14 protein-coding genes are annotated in these 16,272 nt (G+C 58.8%); 6 read left to right on the forward strand and 8 right to left on the reverse strand.

Features of this window, described 5'->3' with window-relative positions:
• Nucleotide 1: 1 nt before the first annotated feature.
• Together H4317_RS11650 and dgt are read right to left on the reverse strand one after the other, a co-directional pair.
• Nucleotides 2-2,074, reverse strand: coding sequence for a tetratricopeptide repeat protein (locus H4317_RS11650; RefSeq protein ID WP_185886770.1), 2,073 nt, complete (start codon nucleotides 2,072-2,074; stop codon nucleotides 2-4).
• Nucleotides 2,075-2,232: 158 nt separating this feature from the next.
• Entirely contained in the window at nucleotides 2,233-3,654 is a 1,422-nt protein-coding gene (gene dgt, locus H4317_RS11655; RefSeq protein ID WP_185886771.1) for a dGTP triphosphohydrolase, read from the reverse strand.
• Between the two features lie 91 nt (nucleotides 3,655-3,745).
• Between dgt and H4317_RS11660 the strand changes: the two genes are divergently transcribed.
• The gene (locus tag H4317_RS11660) at nucleotides 3,746-4,051 is read left to right on the forward strand and encodes a DUF3817 domain-containing protein (protein WP_185886772.1); all 306 of its coding nucleotides are present in this window, start codon (nucleotides 3,746-3,748) and stop codon (nucleotides 4,049-4,051) included.
• 9 nt (nucleotides 4,052-4,060) lie between these two features.
• Here H4317_RS11660 and H4317_RS11665 read toward each other — a convergent pair whose 3' ends face one another.
• The 5 genes from H4317_RS11665 to H4317_RS11685 all read right to left on the reverse strand — a co-directional run bounded on the left by H4317_RS11665 (nucleotide 4,061) and on the right by H4317_RS11685 (nucleotide 9,794).
• A complete protein-coding gene (locus H4317_RS11665; RefSeq protein WP_185886773.1) occupies nucleotides 4,061-4,744 on the reverse strand; it encodes a DUF1361 domain-containing protein in 684 nt (227 codons plus the stop codon).
• Between the two features lie 89 nt (nucleotides 4,745-4,833).
• Nucleotides 4,834-4,971, reverse strand: a complete 138-nt coding sequence (locus tag H4317_RS11670) for a hypothetical protein (protein WP_185886774.1) — start codon at nucleotides 4,969-4,971, stop codon at nucleotides 4,834-4,836.
• A 91-nt stretch (nucleotides 4,972-5,062) separates the two neighbouring features.
• Nucleotides 5,063-6,544: a TolC family protein gene (locus H4317_RS11675; protein WP_185886775.1), complete on the reverse strand. Its 1,482-nt coding sequence runs from the start codon at nucleotides 6,542-6,544 to the stop codon at nucleotides 5,063-5,065.
• Nucleotides 6,541-7,956 carry an HlyD family secretion protein gene (locus H4317_RS11680; RefSeq protein ID WP_185886776.1) on the reverse strand — a complete coding sequence of 472 codons (1,416 nt, stop codon included), beginning with the start codon at nucleotides 7,954-7,956 and terminating at the stop codon, nucleotides 6,541-6,543. Before H4317_RS11680 ends, H4317_RS11675 begins: the two co-directional genes overlap by 4 nt.
• Before the next feature lie 110 nt (nucleotides 7,957-8,066).
• Entirely contained in the window at nucleotides 8,067-9,794 is a 1,728-nt protein-coding gene (locus H4317_RS11685) for an ATP-binding cassette domain-containing protein (RefSeq protein ID WP_185886777.1), read from the reverse strand.
• Between the two features lie 352 nt (nucleotides 9,795-10,146).
• On the opposite strand from H4317_RS11685, the gene H4317_RS11690 reads away from it, so the two are divergent.
• The 5 genes from H4317_RS11690 to H4317_RS11710 all read left to right on the forward strand — a co-directional run bounded on the left by H4317_RS11690 (nucleotide 10,147) and on the right by H4317_RS11710 (nucleotide 15,831).
• On the forward strand, nucleotides 10,147-12,129 hold the full coding sequence (locus H4317_RS11690) for an ABC transporter substrate-binding protein (protein WP_185886778.1): 1,983 nt from the start codon (nucleotides 10,147-10,149) through the stop codon (nucleotides 12,127-12,129).
• A 99-nt stretch (nucleotides 12,130-12,228) separates the two neighbouring features.
• Nucleotides 12,229-13,551 (forward strand): glutamate-1-semialdehyde 2,1-aminomutase, encoded by a 1,323-nt coding sequence (hemL, locus tag H4317_RS11695; protein ID WP_185886779.1) that lies wholly within the window; start codon nucleotides 12,229-12,231, stop codon nucleotides 13,549-13,551.
• 163 nt (nucleotides 13,552-13,714) lie between these two features.
• Nucleotides 13,715-14,581, forward strand: a complete 867-nt coding sequence (locus H4317_RS11700; RefSeq protein ID WP_185886780.1) for a hypothetical protein — start codon at nucleotides 13,715-13,717, stop codon at nucleotides 14,579-14,581.
• A gap of 23 nt (nucleotides 14,582-14,604) precedes the next feature.
• On the forward strand, nucleotides 14,605-15,141 hold the full coding sequence (dcd, locus tag H4317_RS11705) for a dCTP deaminase (RefSeq protein WP_185886781.1): 537 nt from the start codon (nucleotides 14,605-14,607) through the stop codon (nucleotides 15,139-15,141).
• Nucleotides 15,142-15,318: 177 nt separating this feature from the next.
• Nucleotides 15,319-15,831, forward strand: a complete 513-nt coding sequence (locus tag H4317_RS11710; RefSeq protein WP_185886782.1) for a DUF4890 domain-containing protein — start codon at nucleotides 15,319-15,321, stop codon at nucleotides 15,829-15,831.
• Nucleotides 15,832-15,902: 71 nt separating this feature from the next.
• On the opposite strand, the gene gldC is transcribed toward H4317_RS11710, so the two are convergent.
• Nucleotides 15,903-16,241, reverse strand: a complete 339-nt coding sequence (gldC, locus tag H4317_RS11715; RefSeq protein ID WP_185886783.1) for a gliding motility protein GldC — start codon at nucleotides 16,239-16,241, stop codon at nucleotides 15,903-15,905.
• Nucleotides 16,242-16,272 lie beyond the last annotated feature (31 nt).

Below are 16,272 nucleotides of genomic sequence, written 5' to 3' on the forward strand. Positions count from 1 at the left end.
ACTAAGCCGGTAGCACCAGCGTAAACTCCGTGTAGTTGCCTTCTTCCGTTTCTACTTGCAGCACTCCGCCATGCCCTTTCGTGACGATATCGTGGGCCAGTGATAAGCCTAGGCCCGTTCCTTGGCCGGTGGGTTTGGTAGTGAAAAAGGGGGTAAAAATCTGCTGTTTCACTGCCGCCGACATACCCGTACCATTGTCGCGCACCCGAATCTCAATCTGGCTGCCCACACGGCGGCTGCTTACATGGAGCACAGGTGCATAGTCTGCGCCGAGCTGCGCTTGGCGGGCGGCCAGCGCGTGAAAGGCATTGGTGAACAGGTTGAGCAGTACCCGGCCTATCTCCGTGCGCACCAGCTGCGCCTCCTGCACCGACTCATCCAGCTCTGTACGCAGTGTTGCCTGAAAGCCGTGGTTTCTGGCCTGCATTTCCTGATAAGCCAACCGCAGATTCTCTTCTATCAACTCATTTACCCGTACCAGTTCGTGCTGGCTGGTGCCGGTACGGGCGTGCGTCAGCATGTCGGTGATGATGGAGGAAGCACGCTGCCCGTGCTGGCTGATTTCCTGCAGGTTTTGTTTGAGGCCCGCCAGAATCTCCTGTTTTAAACCATCCGTCGCGCCTAGTGTTGGCACGGCGCGCGTGCTGTCTTGGTCGAGCATAGCGACGCTGACTTCCGCGAAATTCTTCATGAAATGCAGCGGATTCTGCAACTCATGCGCAATACCAGCTGACAGTTCACCTACAAACGCCCATTTCTCAGCCGCTACCAACTGCTGCTGGGTAGCCAGCAAATCAGCCTGTTTCTGTTCCAGCAAGGCATAAGCGCGCTGCTTCTGGCGGTTGCTGCGCCACAGCACCACGCTTAGCCCAGCCACCGCCCCCAGTCCCACCAACGACACCACCAAAAGCCACTGCTGCTGCTGGTTTTTCTGCCGGATCAGCTGCTCGTTGCGGGTCAGTTGGCTAATTCGGGTTTGCCGGCGGTCCAGCTCGTAGCTGTACTGCAGAGCGGCAATGCGCCGAATAAGCTCACGGCTGCTGAGGCTGTCCTGATAGGTACCGTACAGAGTCTGGTACCGGTAAGCATCCGGAAAATGCCCGAGCCGTACGCTGGCCTGGGTAAGCACTTCGCTCACATCTCGGATATTCTCTTTCACGCCGCTGCGCAGGCTGGCCTGCAGGCTGGCTTTGCCATAGATCAGGGCACTATCGGGGCGGTTGGTATGCAGGTGGGCGCGGGCCAGCACGAGCTGGGTCCAGGGTAGATAGCCGACTACGTCCAGCTGCCGGAGCTGGTGCAGCACCCGGTAGCTGTAAGCAAAGGCTTTGGGGTAGTTTCCTAACCGCTCCTCCATATCCGCCACATTCATTTCCTCTACCAGAAAGCCAGGCTCATCACCCAACTGGCGTGTCAGAGTAGCATCCTGCTGGTAATAGCGGCGGGCACTATCCCAGTTGCCCTGTGTGCGGTATAAGTCGCCGAGGCCGCGCAGGCCCTGCGACACTCCCGGCTGATTGTGGTGGTGCCGGGACAGTTGTAGGCACCGCTCCAGATACTCGCGCGCCTTCTCATACTCACCTACCTCCGTACTGATAATGCCCATCTGCGCGTTCATCAGCACCAGCCAATGCGGGTCTTTCAGACGCTCAGCCAGAGTTAGGGCTTGCTGGGCATGGTCCAGCGCCTGCGTATAGTTTCCTTGGCCGGAGAAGATATAGGCCAGATTGTAGGTGCAAGCCAGCTGGTTGCGCAGGTCGCCGATTTCAGAAAAAGCCTGGCGAGCCTGCTGCGTATAGAGCTGGGCCGGGCCGTATTCATTGCGTTTGCGGTAATAAAAGCCGAGTCCAAGCTGCGCTTTTGCTTCGCCGAAACGGTAATGTAGGCCCTGAGCCAGCTGCAGGGCATCCTCGAAAGAAGCGCGCGACTCGCGGGGCGCTTTGGAACGCTGCTCAAATGCCAACTCGTTCAGCCGGTTTACTCGCGTCGTATCAGCCTGTGGGTGCGCCTGCACTTTTGCCCGCAGTTGCTCGAGCTTGGGCGTTTGAGCGCCTGCTGCTGAAGCAGTCAGCAAAATCAACAACAAAATGCAGGATTTCAAAGCAAATAAGCCGTTTGGAACAGTAGCGTTGAGCTTTACAAAGCTACCATTTTCCCTGTTGCTACCCAGCACTCCTGGCGGCACGATCAGGCTGGTCAGGCAACGGTCGGACTATAGCATCGGTTGGCGCTTCAAAATCCTTTGGGCAGGTCAATTCCCCGAATTGTCCGAAACAGGCTCAAGGCATTCTGATCGGTGAGGCCGCCGATATAGTCTGTCAACAGGATAATCTGCTCATATGCAGTAGCGACCTGCTGGGGGCCTTCGGCCCGAAACTGCTCGGGCAGCAGGTGCAGCAACTTGCGGGAGCGTGGCCCAGTATGGGGGTCGAAGGTGGCGTGCAGAAACGCATCGAGCAGGCCAGCCAATACTTCGAAGCCTGCCGCCTCTATTTCCAGTACCGGGCGGCTGCGGTACAAGTGCTCCACCGTGAGGCGGTGCACGTGCTGGAGTTGCTCCCAACAGTCGAGTTGCTGGACCAGCGGCTCATCGGCGCGGCCGCGCAGCAGGTCGTCGGCGCGGTTGGCAAAAAGGCGGGCGGTTTGTTGCACCAGGCGGTTGATGAGGCGCGCACGCAGATAGCCGAGTTCCTCGCGCCAGTCGCGCCACTCTACCGAGCCTCGGCGGCCGGGCGCGTCGCCGAGCATGTCGCGCAGCAACGCCAGTCCGATTTCGCACGGAATCAGGCCCAGTTTGAGGCCGTCCTCAAAATCGATGATACGGTAGCATAGATCATCGGCTGCCTCGACCAGAAACGCCAGCGGGTGTCGGTGATAAAATCCGCCGATATCGGTGCCGATGGGCTTACTGAGCAAGCCTAGCTCCCGGACTACTTCCAGAAAGCGGGGTGCTTCAGTTTGAAAGTAACCGTACTTTTTCTCGCTGGTGCCGCGCGTCAGGCTGGCTTCTTCTACTATTGAGGGCCGAGGGTATTTGGTGAAAGCGCCCAAGGTAGCATATGTCAAGCCCAGACCGGCCGAGCCGCTGCTGTGGGCGGCGTAGGTATGCGTAAGGACGCGAAAACCAGCAGCATTGCCTTCGAACTGCTGCAAATCGGCGCGCTGTGAGGCGTTGAGCATGCGCACAAACGGTTCGGCGGCCGCACTGCGGAAGTAGGCGGATATGGCATCTTCGCCGGAGTGCCCGAATGGCGGGTTGCCGATATCGTGCGCCAGACAGGCGGCAGCCACAATATCACCGAAGTCAGAGTCAAGATGCGGCAGCGCAGCCGCCAGCGCCGCGTTTTCCTCAAGCAGCAACCGGCCTCCGAGACGACCTAAGGAGCGGCCCACGCAGGCTGTTTCCAGCGAATGGGTCAGGCGGGTGTGCACAAAGTCGGTTTCGGGCAGCGGCATTACCTGGGTTTTGCGCTGCAGCCGCCGAAACGCGGAGCTGAACACAACCCGGTCATAATCGGCGACAAAAGCGCCGCGCACGGGCGGCGCATCCGTGACGAGGTGCAGCTGGGGCTGCTCGGGGTAGCGGCGGCGGCTGAGCAGCCGTTCCCAGCTCATGGTGGGTGCGTCGGAAGAATCGGTCTGGAGGTGCATCATCGGGCAGGCAAGGTAAAACGAACCACCCTATTCTGCCGCATCTGCAGCCGTTCCGGCGTTCCGATAACAAGCCGGCCGTATCTTTGGGACGATGAATTCTTCTTTGCTCTCAACTTCCCTGGGCCGCCTGCGCGTAGTCGGGTTTCTGGAAGGCTGGTCTTTCCTGATTCTACTGCTGGTAGCCATGCCGCTCAAATATCTGGCCGGCGAGCCGCTGGCGGTACGCTATGTAGGCATGGCACACGGCGTGCTGTTCGTAGCCTATGTGCTGCTCGTGTTGCAAAATGCTTTAGAACACAGCTGGGGCATGCGCAAAACTGGACTGGCACTAGTGGCTTCGTTTGTTCCGCTGGGCACTTTCTGGGCCGACAAGCACCTGTTTCGTAGCGCCAATTAATACCCCGTTTTATTCGCCCGGCTCCTCCCCCATGCGTCCCAGCAGGCGCACTGTGGCGTAGCCGAGCAGCAGAAACACTCCGTAGAGCAGCGTTACGCCCCAGGTACCGGAGAAAGACATCGGGTGCAGAATGCGGTTCAGAATATCGTAGAACAGCGTCAGCGGATTCGTGACGATGTCCCAGGAGTTGAAGCGCAAGTAGCGGCCCAGATACACTCCGAAGCTGCTCAGTAGCAGCGCTACGGTGGCAAATGCCCAGCCGGACCACCAGCCCAAGCGGCGCGTCACCAGTGCCTGCATGTCGGTAAGAGAGGCGTAGGCGAGCATCAGGCCGTTCCAGGCGGCACTTAGCAGCAGGGCCAGGTCGAACCAGTAGGGTACGCCGGTGCGCGGCTCCAGGTGAAACAGGTCGGTGAGGATGTAGGGCGCGTTAGGAAAAAACAGCAGCCACACTGCACCCACTGGCAGCAGCACGCGTGCCTTCAGCCGCCCCGCCGACAATCCCAGCATAGTACTCAGCCCGAACGGAATAAGTGCCAGAAACAGATTCCAGAGCAGAAATACGAAGGTAATCTGATGGGTCAGGAATACCCGAAACGTTATCAGCACAACGCTCAGTGTGAGCGAAGCGCCCAGTACCAATAGCAGGCTCAGGCGCTGGCGAATCTGGGGCAGGGCAAAGGTTAGCGGCATCGGCATAGCTACAAGTACGGAAATTATGGGCTTGGAAACGACAGAGTCGCCGCCGTATTGCCTTCCGCTTTGCAGTCCTGCTCGGCTGCCTAGTTATCAAACCACCACCTATATACCAGCCAAAGCACGAAAAACACTATCAAAATGTACCAGCCCCACTTGGCAGTTTCGCGGGACGTGTCGCCCGGCACTTTGGGGCGGCGCTTTAACTCCGGGAGAAGACGCATAACGTTGTAGCTGTAAGTTTGCTGCAGAACAGCAAAGCCAGCTGCCCTGTTCCGGCGTGCGGCGCCTACTACTACGGAGCGGCGGCATTCGTTACTCTACCCCGCCAGCCGCCCAGCGCAAGGTAGCCTGGGTTTGTGCGTATTTTGCCTGCAGCTCGGCCAGTTTCACGCGGGCAGATACCAGCGTCGATTCGCGGGCATTGATAAGGAATACAGAGCTTTCCCCATTCTCAAACCGAATTTGCTCGCCAACGCGCAGGCGTTCCGCATTTCGCACTACTTGCTCCTGCAGGCGCAGCTGTTCGCGCAGGGCTTCCCATTCGTTGGCCACAGTGCGTACTCCGGTCTGAATTTCACGTGTGTCCTGCTGCAAGTCCAACTCGGTTTCGCGCAGCTTTAGGCGGTTGAGCTGCAGCTTGGCTCGCTCCTGACGCAGCAGCAGCGGATAGGCAAAGCTCACGCCCAGCTTGTAGTTGTTCTGCAGGTAGCTGCCGCTCAAGCTGGCCGGACTCTCGGGGCTGAATGGCTGGCCCGCCTGCAGCAAGTTGTAATCAACGGAAAGCTTAGGAAGCAGCTTGTTGGAAAGCAGCCGGCGCTCTACGCCCAGCTGGTTGAGCTTGGCGCGGCTTTTTTGCAGCTCCGGATGGATACGCTGCGCCAGCTCGGCCAGCGCGGCCACCGAATCGGGAGGCAGGGGCTGCCAGGCAGCGGGGCCGGGCAACACCTGCGGCCGGGCAGCAGCCGGCAGCTCCAGCGGCTGGTTCTGCTCGTTCCAGAGGTAGTTGGAGAGCAGCAGCGTGGAGTTGCGGAACTGCACCCGGGCTTGTGCCAGCGTGGCCTGCCGGTTCTGCAGCTCCGTCAGGGCTTCCACCGAGTCGATGGCGGCCAGGTCGCCGAAAACCACCCGCTGACGTACCGCTTCAAAGCGGGTGTTGGCCAGACCGGTGTTGCGGTCCAGCAGTTGCAGACGTTGGTAGTTCAGGCTCCAGTCCCAATAATCTTTGGCGGCCTGCAGTAGTAGCTTGTTGAGGGCACTGCGGCGCTCTGCATCGGCCAAGTCCTGTAATGCCTGGGCCTGGCGCACGGCAGCGCGTCGCTCATCTATCAACAGGCCCTGTGCCAGTGGCACCGAGAGGCCTACATAGCTCAGGCCAGCTGGCGAAGTATAGCTTTCCGGATTTACATACGTACCCACTCCCCTGTCGAACCCAGCTTTCAGGTCGGCTCCGAACCAGAGCGGCACCCGCAACTGGCTGTCCCAGTCATGGAAGTACTCTTTGCCGCCGAAGGTCTTGCCGTAGTATTTGCTGGTGGCCGCGGGGTCGAAGAGGCCTCGGGCGTAGCGCACTTCCTGCAACGCCCGCTCCGGCAGCAGCCCGGCCTGCCGTGCCACCGGATGCCGCAACGCCACGAAGGTCAGCAGATCGGTGAGGCTGAACACCTGCCCGGAATCGCTGGCGGCAACGGGAGCCGACGAAGGCACCGCAGGTATCAGCCCAGCCGGCCGCTGCGCGCATACTGGCCCAGCCAGGGTCAGCAATGCCGCTGCTACTATCAGTCGGAGCCGTTTCATTTCGACTCTTCCTCCTCTCCTCCGTATTTCGCGCTTTTATCAGCCTTTGCGCCTTTGCTGGTTCCCAGCGTGCCAGTAGTGCCGTCTGCGCCGGGGTTGCCTACAAAATCGGGCGGGAAGCCATTGAGCTGGCGCCACAGCTCGTACCAAATCGGCACATCATCGAGCAGGGCCCAACCATACACGCCAGAGCCCACACGCAGCGGCTTGGGCCAGGGCTCCTGGTCCGGGTCGGGGGTTACGAGGATGCGGTATTGCCCCTGGCTGTCGATGTTGTCGATGACGGCCACCGTGCCCCCGAAAGTACCGAAGCTGGTACCAGGCCAGCCGGTGAATACCAGCGCTGGCCAGCCATCAAACTGCAGCCGCACCTTGCGGCCCACACTCAGCAGTGGCACGTCCATGGGGCGTACGTAGAGCTCGGCGGCCAGTGCCGGCGTGTTGGGCATTACGGTCACAATCGGCTCACTCTCCTTCACAATTTCGCCAATACCCGCTTTCAGCGCCCGCACCACATAGCCATCCTGCGGGGCGCGAATATGGTAGTAGCCGGCCCGAATGCTAAGGTTGGCCAGTTCGTTACGCATCTTGGCAATCTGGCCTTCGCTATCGAACTGATACGCCGTGGTAGAACGCCGATCCGACTCCGATTTGGCTATCTTATCCTGATACTCAGCCTGCAGCGACGACAACTCTAACTGGGAATTGGTAAGCTCCTGGCGGCTGGCGTTCAGCTTGTTTTCTACGGCTTGCCGCTTGGCAGTGCTTTCCTGAAACTTGAGGCGGCGCTGCTCCAGCTCCGTCAGGCTCTTAAGGCCCTGCGCATACAGGGCTTCTTGGCGGGCCAGTTGCTGCTGCGCAATGCTAAAGTCGTTGTCGGCGGCGCGCAGCTCAGCTTCGTCGGAGTTCACCTTCAGGCGGCTCTGCGTTACTTTGTTGCGGGCTTTATCGAGGCTGATGCGCAGGCCGCTGCGCAGAGCATCCTGCTGGCTGCTGAGGGCCGTACCTTTCGCCCGGTTTTCTTCCAGCGCCGAAATTTTGGCCTGCAACTGCTCTTGCGTGCGGGCCAGTAGTTCCGGGTCAAAGTATTTTTCCTTGATTTCGGTAATGATGACCAGCGTATCGCCTTTCTTCACCTGCTGCCCCTCCCGCACTTTCCAGGCCTCAATGCGGCCGGCAATAGTACTAGGCACAATCTGAGGACGGTCTTGGGGGCGCAGGGTAGTGAGTGTGCCGGTCGAGCGGATGTTCTGGGTCCAGGGCAGAAAGCCGGCTATCAGCACCAGCAGGCCCAGCGCGGTGAGCCAACGGGCCACCGTACGGCCCGACTGCGGCGTCTGCACCTGCTCAAAAGCGCGGAAACGACTGGTCAGCGGGTCGGTTTCAGCTAATGGATGTTCAGCAAAGGGCATGAGAAGGATAGGCTAAGTTGGGGGGAGCTGATGCGTTGAGCTGGCAGGAAATTGCGGGCGGGTTTACTATAACCAGGCAGTGGCAACTTCTGCTTCGGCAGAGCCGCTGCTTAGAGCAGGGCCTGCAGCTCTGGCAGCTTTGAAGTAGGCTCAAACGGTCCATCGGCCACAATGCGGCCATCACGCAGCAGAGCCAAGCGGGTGCATAGGCTCAGCACCCGCTGGTCGTTGGAAGCTACCAGCACAGTCCAGGAATGGGCGGGGTCCAGCAGGCGCTTCAGAATACGCAGGCGCTCAGCCGGCTCCACGCTAGACAGGAAGCTGTCGAGCAGCAGTAGGCGCGGGCGGCGTACCAGTGTGCGGGCCAGCAGTAGTTTGTGGCGCGAGCTATCAGCTAGGGGCGTTCCAATGCCCAGCGGTGTACTCAGGCCTAGTGGGCGGGCATACACTTCGTCGCGAAGGCCTACCAGTTCCAAGGCCCAGGCCACGTCATCGGGGCTGATGCCGGGCTGGTCGAGAGTCAGATTCTGCAGCAGCGTGCCCTCGAACAGGTTTTGGTGCGAGATGGTGTCGCCGACAACGCGGCCCAGGGCTTCCGTTGAAATGTCCTGCAGCGCCAACCCATCGAAGGCCACTACACCGGTATAGCCTTCCAGCAACCCAGACAGAATACGTAGTAGAGTGGTTTTGCCGGAGCCATCGGAACCGGCCAAGCCGAGGTGCTCCCCGGCTTTCAGCACCAGCGACACGTCCTGCACGGCCCGTTTGCCCGCGCCCGGATACTGGTAGCCCAAGTGGCGCACTTCCACCCGGAGCCCGGTCCGTTGGGTAGTCAGCGGCAGGTCCGAGCCTACGTTGGTGGCTACCACGGGCAGGTCCAGCACGTGCCCGATTTTGTCGAGGGAAGTAAGCGCGTCGTATACCACGTCCAGTTTCAGCAGCACTTTCTCTACTGCCGAGATGGTCAGAATGATAACGATTTCAGCCGCCACAAACTGCCCGATGTTGATTTGCTTGGCAATCAGCAACCAGCAGCCAATGATGAGCAGTGCCGCCGTAATCAGGGTTTTGAAGGCCACAAACCCCCAGAACTGCGTGAGTAGCACCCGGAAGTGGCTCTGGCGCGAGGTGAGGTAGCCCTGCACGAGGCTGTCGGTGCGGTTGAGGGCCATTTCCTGGCGGGGCGGATGGCGGAACGTGTGCACGGTGCGGGCCACGTCTTCCAGCCAGGCTACTACCCGGTATTTATACTTCGACTCGGTGAGGCTGGTGCTCAGGCCTTCGCCACCCGTAAACCGGATCATCAGGGCCAGCAACACAATCAGCAGCAAGCCGAATGCAATGAAGACCGGATGGTAGAGCGAGAGCAGCAGCAGCCCGAACAAAATCTGCAACGCGGCGGCCGAAAACTCAATCAGCAGCGAGGAAATACCCTTCTGCAGGGTAGGCGTATCGAGCAGGCGGTTCATCAGCTCCGGCAGGTACTGCCCGTCCAACGACTCGGTGCGGATGCGAGGTAGGCGCACGGCAAAATCGAGGGAAAGCCGCGCGAACAACCGCTGCTGAATGAACTCAACCAAGTAGAGCTGCATCACCTGTAGCCCCCCAACCAGCAGTGTACCGAGCACAATGAACCCAATCAGCACAATGATGGAGGTACTCACGTCGCCGCTGCTGATGAAGCCGATAACGGACTGTACGCCCAGCGGCAGCGAGAGGTTGATGAGGCCAGCCAGGGCCGCGTATACGTAGAGGTAGGTGATATCGCGCCGCTCTGAGGCCAGCAGGCGCAGCAGGCGCTGGCCGGGCGTGAGAGCAGGAACTGAAGATTCAGCCATAAACGGTGATAGTAGTGTGGTGTGGTAGGAGCAGATACCGTGCGTGGGCAGCGGCAGGGGTATAGCAGGTCGTCACGAAGTCCTTGTCACGATGCAGTCGAACCTGATATTTATCCGCTACAAAGGTACCGCCCCCCCTAGAGCGGTAACTTAAGATGGTATTAAATGGAGCTTAATTTTTGATTAAAGAACTGTTCTGCTTCAGACGTGCCGGTTCTGCGCCTGAACCACGCTGACGGGGCTCTGTGGCGAGTAGCCATATCTTCCCCGGGGTTCCTGCGTACCTTTGCCCGGTACTGCCTGCACGCAGGCGGCGCTTCTCTCTCCCGTCCTTTTCCCCGGCTCCTCTGCCATGCGGTATTTCTCTGCTCTTCGGCTTGCTACTTTTTGCACTGGTCTGGCCTTCGCGGCGTCCGGGCAGGCGCAGCAGCCAGGCCGCTCTACTACCTCAGCTACTCCCAAACCGGCCACCACCACGGCTAAGCCTACTGCTACCAAAGCAACTGTTCCGCCAGCTGCTGCCAAACCCGTTGCGCCTGCCAAAGCCGGCACCACTACGCCCGCCAAAACGGGCAGTGCGGCGGCCACTTCTGGTAAACCAGCTTCCTCTACGGCACCGGCCAAAGCCCCTACGGCCACTGCGCCAAAGCCAGCTACTACGGCACCAGTCAAGCCTACCGGGCCGCCCCTGCCCGCCAACATGGGTTCCACTGACTTCAGGACCCGCTACAAAAACGGCAAAACCCTGCTCGACCAGACTCGCTACGACCTGGCTATGCAGGAGTTGGAGCCTCTCACGGCCCCCGGCAACAAGTTCGACCGTGCCCCAGAGGCCGCATACCTGTATGCAGTAGCGGCTACCCGCGCCAAGAAATGGGCCGAAGCCGAGCAGATGCTCAATCTGCTGCGCAGCGAGTATGCCCAGTGGCCCAACCTGCCTGAGGCGTTTTTCCTACAGGGGCAGGCATCATTTGAGCAGGGCGACTTTGAGAACGGGCTGCGCGTGCTGGCGCAGCTCCCGCCCGACCGTTTGGTTCAGGAAGCCGCCAACATGAAAGCTGTGTACTTGCCCCGCGTGAAGGACAAGACCACCTTTCAGAATCTGCTCAAGGCCTACCCACAGGATGCTGTGCTAGGCCGTGCCTTTGCTGAAAAGCTGGCTAACGGTGGCTGGTATACCGATGCCGACCGGGGCCAGCTTGATCAGCTCATTACCCAGTTTTCGCTGGACCGCACCCGTTTTACTCCGCGCCCACGTGTGCTGAAGAAGAGCAGCTATAATGTGGCTGTGCTGTTGCCTTTCGAGTTCAACGACCCCAGCTGGGAAACGCGCCGCAAAAACCAGTTCGTGACGGACCTCTACGCCGGGATGCGCCTGGCGCAGGACTCGTTGCAGCGCGAAGGCCGCCCGGTACAGATTTTTGCGTACGATACCGGCGCCGATACGCTGCAGCTCAAGCAGGTGCTGGCTCTGCCGGAACTGGCTTCCATGGATATGCTCATCGGGCCCGTATATAAGTCAGGTTCCAAGATTCTGGCTCGTTACGCCCAGCAAAAGCAGATTGTGTGCGTCAATCCTCTCTCCCAGGACGGCGACCTAGTGCTTGATAATTCCTGGCATTACCTGTTTGAGCCCAGCACGGCTACCCAAGCCCGGCAAGCCGCACAATTCGCCTACACCCGCCTCGGTGGCGCGCGCACAGCCGTAGTGCTCTACGAGGATACAAAGGACGAAGCATCGTTCGGGCAGGCCTATAAGTTGGCCTATGAAGCGCTGGGCGGCCGGGTACTGCAGCTGCGGCGCATCAACTCCGATGTAGATGAATCTCTGGCTGCTGGTTTTGCGGGTCTGGATCTGAAATCTGTCGGCCACTTGGTAGTGGCTTCCGACGCTAAAAAGGCCGGGCCGTATACGCTTGGCCTGCTCAAAGCCCAGGATGCCCGCCCGCCCCTCATCACCTATAGTTCCTGGCTCGACAACAACCGCATCGGGCTGGGCCAGCTGGATGCCCGCGACGTATACTTTGTGCATCCCAAATTCCTCGACAAAACCAATCTGGGTGTGCGGCGCTTCCGCCAGTTGTATATGCAGCGCCAGAACCTACCCCCGTCCGTTTTCGCGTTTACAGGTTTCGAGTTGCTTTACTACTTTGGCTCGCAGTTGCACCAGAACGGCACAGCTTTCCAGCAGAATCTGGCGGCCAGCGGCCCGGTTTCGGGTACCGTATTTCAGGGCATCGGCTACCCCGGCGGCGCCCACGACAACCAGTATGTGCCTCTCACCAAGCTGGAACGGCTGGAAGTGGAAATCCTGAACCCGGTGGGCCTACGCTAGGTTGTATCCCTAGCAGCAGGGCTATTGTCCACCCTGCCCTTCGTTTTTGTTTCATTGATTTGCTGACTGAGCCGCTCAGTTGCGGTATAACTTTCTCTCATGTCCCAAACTACTGCCTCCCCCAGCCTTACGCTCACTACTTCCGACGCACTGTTTACGCGGGCCAAAAACCACATTCCTGGTGGCGTCAACTCGCCGGTGCGAGCTTTTCGCGCTGTGGGCGGGCACCCAGTGTTTATGCAGTCGGCGCAAGGTGCCTGGCTGACTGATGTGGACGGCAATAAGTACCTCGATTTTATCAACTCCTGGGGTCCGATGATTCTGGGCCATGCCCCCAGCATAGTGCTGGATGCCGTGCAGGGTGCCATCCGAAACTCTCTTTCCTTCGGTGCCCCAACCCAGCGCGAGGTAGAAATGGCGGAGCTCATCAAGCAGATGGTGCCGAGCATTGAAAAAGTACGGCTCGTGAATTCCGGAACTGAGGCTACTATGTCGGCTATCCGGGTGGCACGCGGCTACACCGGCCGTGACAAAATCATCAAGTTCGAAGGCTGCTACCACGGCCACGGCGACTCATTTCTGATTGCGGCCGGCTCGGGAGCCCTCACCCTCGGCACCCCCGACTCCCCGGGCGTAACGGCCGGCGTTGCGCAGGATACTCTCACCGTTCCGTACAACGATCTGGCAGCCGTAGAGCAAATCATTCTTGCCAATGAAGGCCAGATAGCCGCTTTGATTCTGGAGCCGGTAGTGGGCAATATGGGTCTGGTTGCTCCCGTAGAAGGCTATCTGCAGGGCTTGCGCGAGTTGTGTACCCAGCACGGCATCGTACTCATCTTCGATGAAGTAATGACCGGCTTCCGGCTGGCGCGGGGTGGGGCGCAGGAACTGTATGGCATCACGCCAGACATGACTACGTTGGGCAAAATCATCGGGGGCGGTATGCCGGTGGGCGCTTATGGTGGCCGCCAGGACATCATGGACAATGTAGCTCCGGCCGGCAAGGTGTACCAGGCAGGTACACTTTCTGGAAACCCCATTGCCACTGCCGCTGGCATTGCCCAGCTTACGTATCTGCATGAGCACCCTGAACTCTACGAAGAGCTCAACCGCGTCACCACCCGCCTCGCCGATGGCACGCGCCAGATTTGTGCCGAACTGGGGCTGAACTACACTGTGAACCAGGTTGGCTCGATGTTCAGCGTGTTCTTCACCGATAAACCCGTGACGAACCTAGAGGACGCCAAAACCTCTGATACCGAAGCTTTCGGGCGCTACTTCCGGGCGATGCTGCACCGAGGCATCTACCTGGCGCCGGCCCAGTATGAAGCGCTATTTGTCAGCACAGCCATCACCGACGAACTAGTAGATACTTATCTCACTGCCTGCCGTGAATCGATGCGGGAGGCCCATGGCATGTAAATGCCCACAGGCTACACTATAATGCTTGAGCAAGTAGCTATGCTATACAGGTCTCCCGACACGCAGTCGGGAGACCTTTTTTTTGTGAAGTGAGGCACAACAGCAAAAACAAAGCCGGCGCTAGGGCCAACGTGTTACCTTTGCGGCAACTACCCGTGTTGCCATGCCCCGATTTCGCCCACTGCTACCGCTTTTTCTGTTGCTGTGGCTTGCCGTGCCCGCCACACTACATGCCCAAGCCAAAGGCCCCGCTGCTGCCAACAAGCAGCTCTTCGACCGGACTGTGGATGAGTTGAATTTCCGCACGATGGAAACCGTTTACGATAAGTCGTTTACGCGGCGCAAGTTTCCGGTAACCATGCGCACGGCCAAAGCCCGCCGCGAGTTCACCGATTTCAATGGCCGCACCGACCTGCAGACGCTGTTTCAGAACTACAACGGGGTATCGGAACGCTACAAAACCCGCTTCGGGAAGGGCCGCACAGATCTAGTAGAATTCGAGAAGCAGCTCAACGCCATTCTGGTAGACAAGAACTTCGAATTCTTTATCCGAGTGCTGCCGCGCGATGAGCGGGTGGCGCTTATCCGCTTGCTGCAGCGCGTAATCAAGCAGGGGGCCGCGCAATTCAACGCCTCCGAAGACCCTGTGCCGGAAGACTTGGCCGCTGATGGGGCCGCCATACCGCCCGCTGACGTAGATGCTCCCTCCTCGACGGCCACGGCTACTGAAGATCCTTCGCCTCAGCCAGAAGCGGGGCTTACTTCGACCACCGTTACCAGTAGCAGCACTACGCCCCGCGCCCTTGATATTGCCGTGCGCCACGATTGGGTAGACTACCTGACGCTGCTACTGGCCGGCTCTTCCACCCTGCTGCTGCTGTTCCTGATTACCAGCGTGCTGCCCGATTTGCGGGCTCGCCTTGATGGGCTGGCAGATGAACTGGAGAATCAGCAACCTACGCCCCGGCCCCGTGTGCGTACTGGCGCCCTGCCCGAAGACCGGTATGACGACGAGGAGGAAAACCACTAATTTCAGAACCCAGAGCACCTTTCATGATCCTCACCGACCAGCAGATTCTCGCCGAAATTGAGCGGGGCAACATCATTATCGAGCCTTACGACCGAACCTGCCTCGGCACGAACTCCTATGATGTCCATCTGGGCCGCTACCTGGCTACCTACCGCGACAAGGTGCTGGATGCCCGCAAGCACAACGAAATTGACGTGTTCGAAATCCCAGCGGAGGGTTTCGTGCTGCAGCCCGGCACGCTCTACTTGGGTGTAACGGAAGAGTACACCGAAAGCCACGCGCATGTGCCGTTCCTGGAAGGCAAAAGCAGCGTCGGCCGCCTCGGCATCGATATTCACGCCACTGCTGGCAAAGGCGACATCGGCTTCTGCAACACCTGGACCCTGGAAATAAGCGTCTCGATGCCGGTGCGGGTATATCATCTGATGCCAGTAGGCCAGCTGATTTACTTTGCCGTGCAAGGCGACGTAGAAACATTCTACAACCGCAAAGCCAACGCGAAATACAACGAGCGTACCACGAAGCCGGTAGAGTCGATGATGTGGAAAAACAAGTTCTAGGCTTCCGAAAAGAGCGAGGGTAGCGGCTGAATATAGCGGCCTGCTTCGCTCTTTTTTTATTAGTCATAAACTCGTTGGCATAGTTTTTCGTTAGTGAAGCACAGGCAGTTGCTTTTCTCTTAACTGTAAGCCGCTGCCTTTTTCTGGTTCCTGACCTGTCAACGATATATAAGAACGATGAGAAAGCAACTTGCTACCGCTGCCCTGCTCCTCGCCGCTACCCTCGGTACGCAGGCCCAGCAAAAGCCTACCTTAGCTCCCAAAGACAAGACTCAATCGTCGCCGCGCCTGAATCCGGTGCAGGAGCGTGCCAAGCGCCTCTCCGACCAGATGGTGCGTGACCTGCGCCTCAATGGCTACCAGGCAAGCCGCCTGCGGGCTATTAACGATGATAAAGTGGCGAAAATGGCGGCTATTGAGCGTAAAAACGCTGGCAATCCAAAGCTCATTGATGAGCAGTGCCAGGGTGTTTGCAAAGAGCGTGACCGGGAATTGCAGGCTGTTCTTTCGAACGACCAGTACACCGACTACTACGGCTCCCGTTCGGCTTTTTACAAGTTTGATAAGGATTACGCCTCTCGTTCGGCTAATGCCAACGCAACTTTCGTAAACTCGGTGCAAAACCCTTCGCCGGCTTCTAGTGGCGCTGTCATTGCACCAGCCCGGACTACTGCCCCACAGACTCGCTAGTCTTAGTAAGTCCTTCATAAAAAAGCCTCCGCAATACCGTTGCGGAGGCTTTTTTATGTACTACAAGCGTGTTATTTCTGCTTCTTGGTTTCCTCATCGATATGGTCGGTGAGAACCCGGCACAGGTCGCGCATTTTGGTGGCCATTACTACATCGTTGGTGGCCGTCATAATGGTTTCGGCCATGGCTCCGATGTTATCGACTACGAAATACTTCATAGCATCGACCGGCATATCCTTGGTCCAGAGGTCTATTTTCATGGTGCCATCCTGGTTACGGTCCCAGATGGCCACATTAATGGCTTTGGCAAAATGAATATCGGGGCCTGCATCCGTCGCCGACCAGCTGATGGCCTCTGGCACTTTCTGATCGTCGAGGGCAATACTGAAGCGGATTTCAGATTTTTTCATGGTTCTGAGGGTAAAAGCAGAGCGTCATACA

The organism is Hymenobacter sediminicola, from assembly GCF_014250515.1.
Lineage (GTDB): Bacteria > Bacteroidota > Bacteroidia > Cytophagales > Hymenobacteraceae > Hymenobacter > Hymenobacter sediminicola.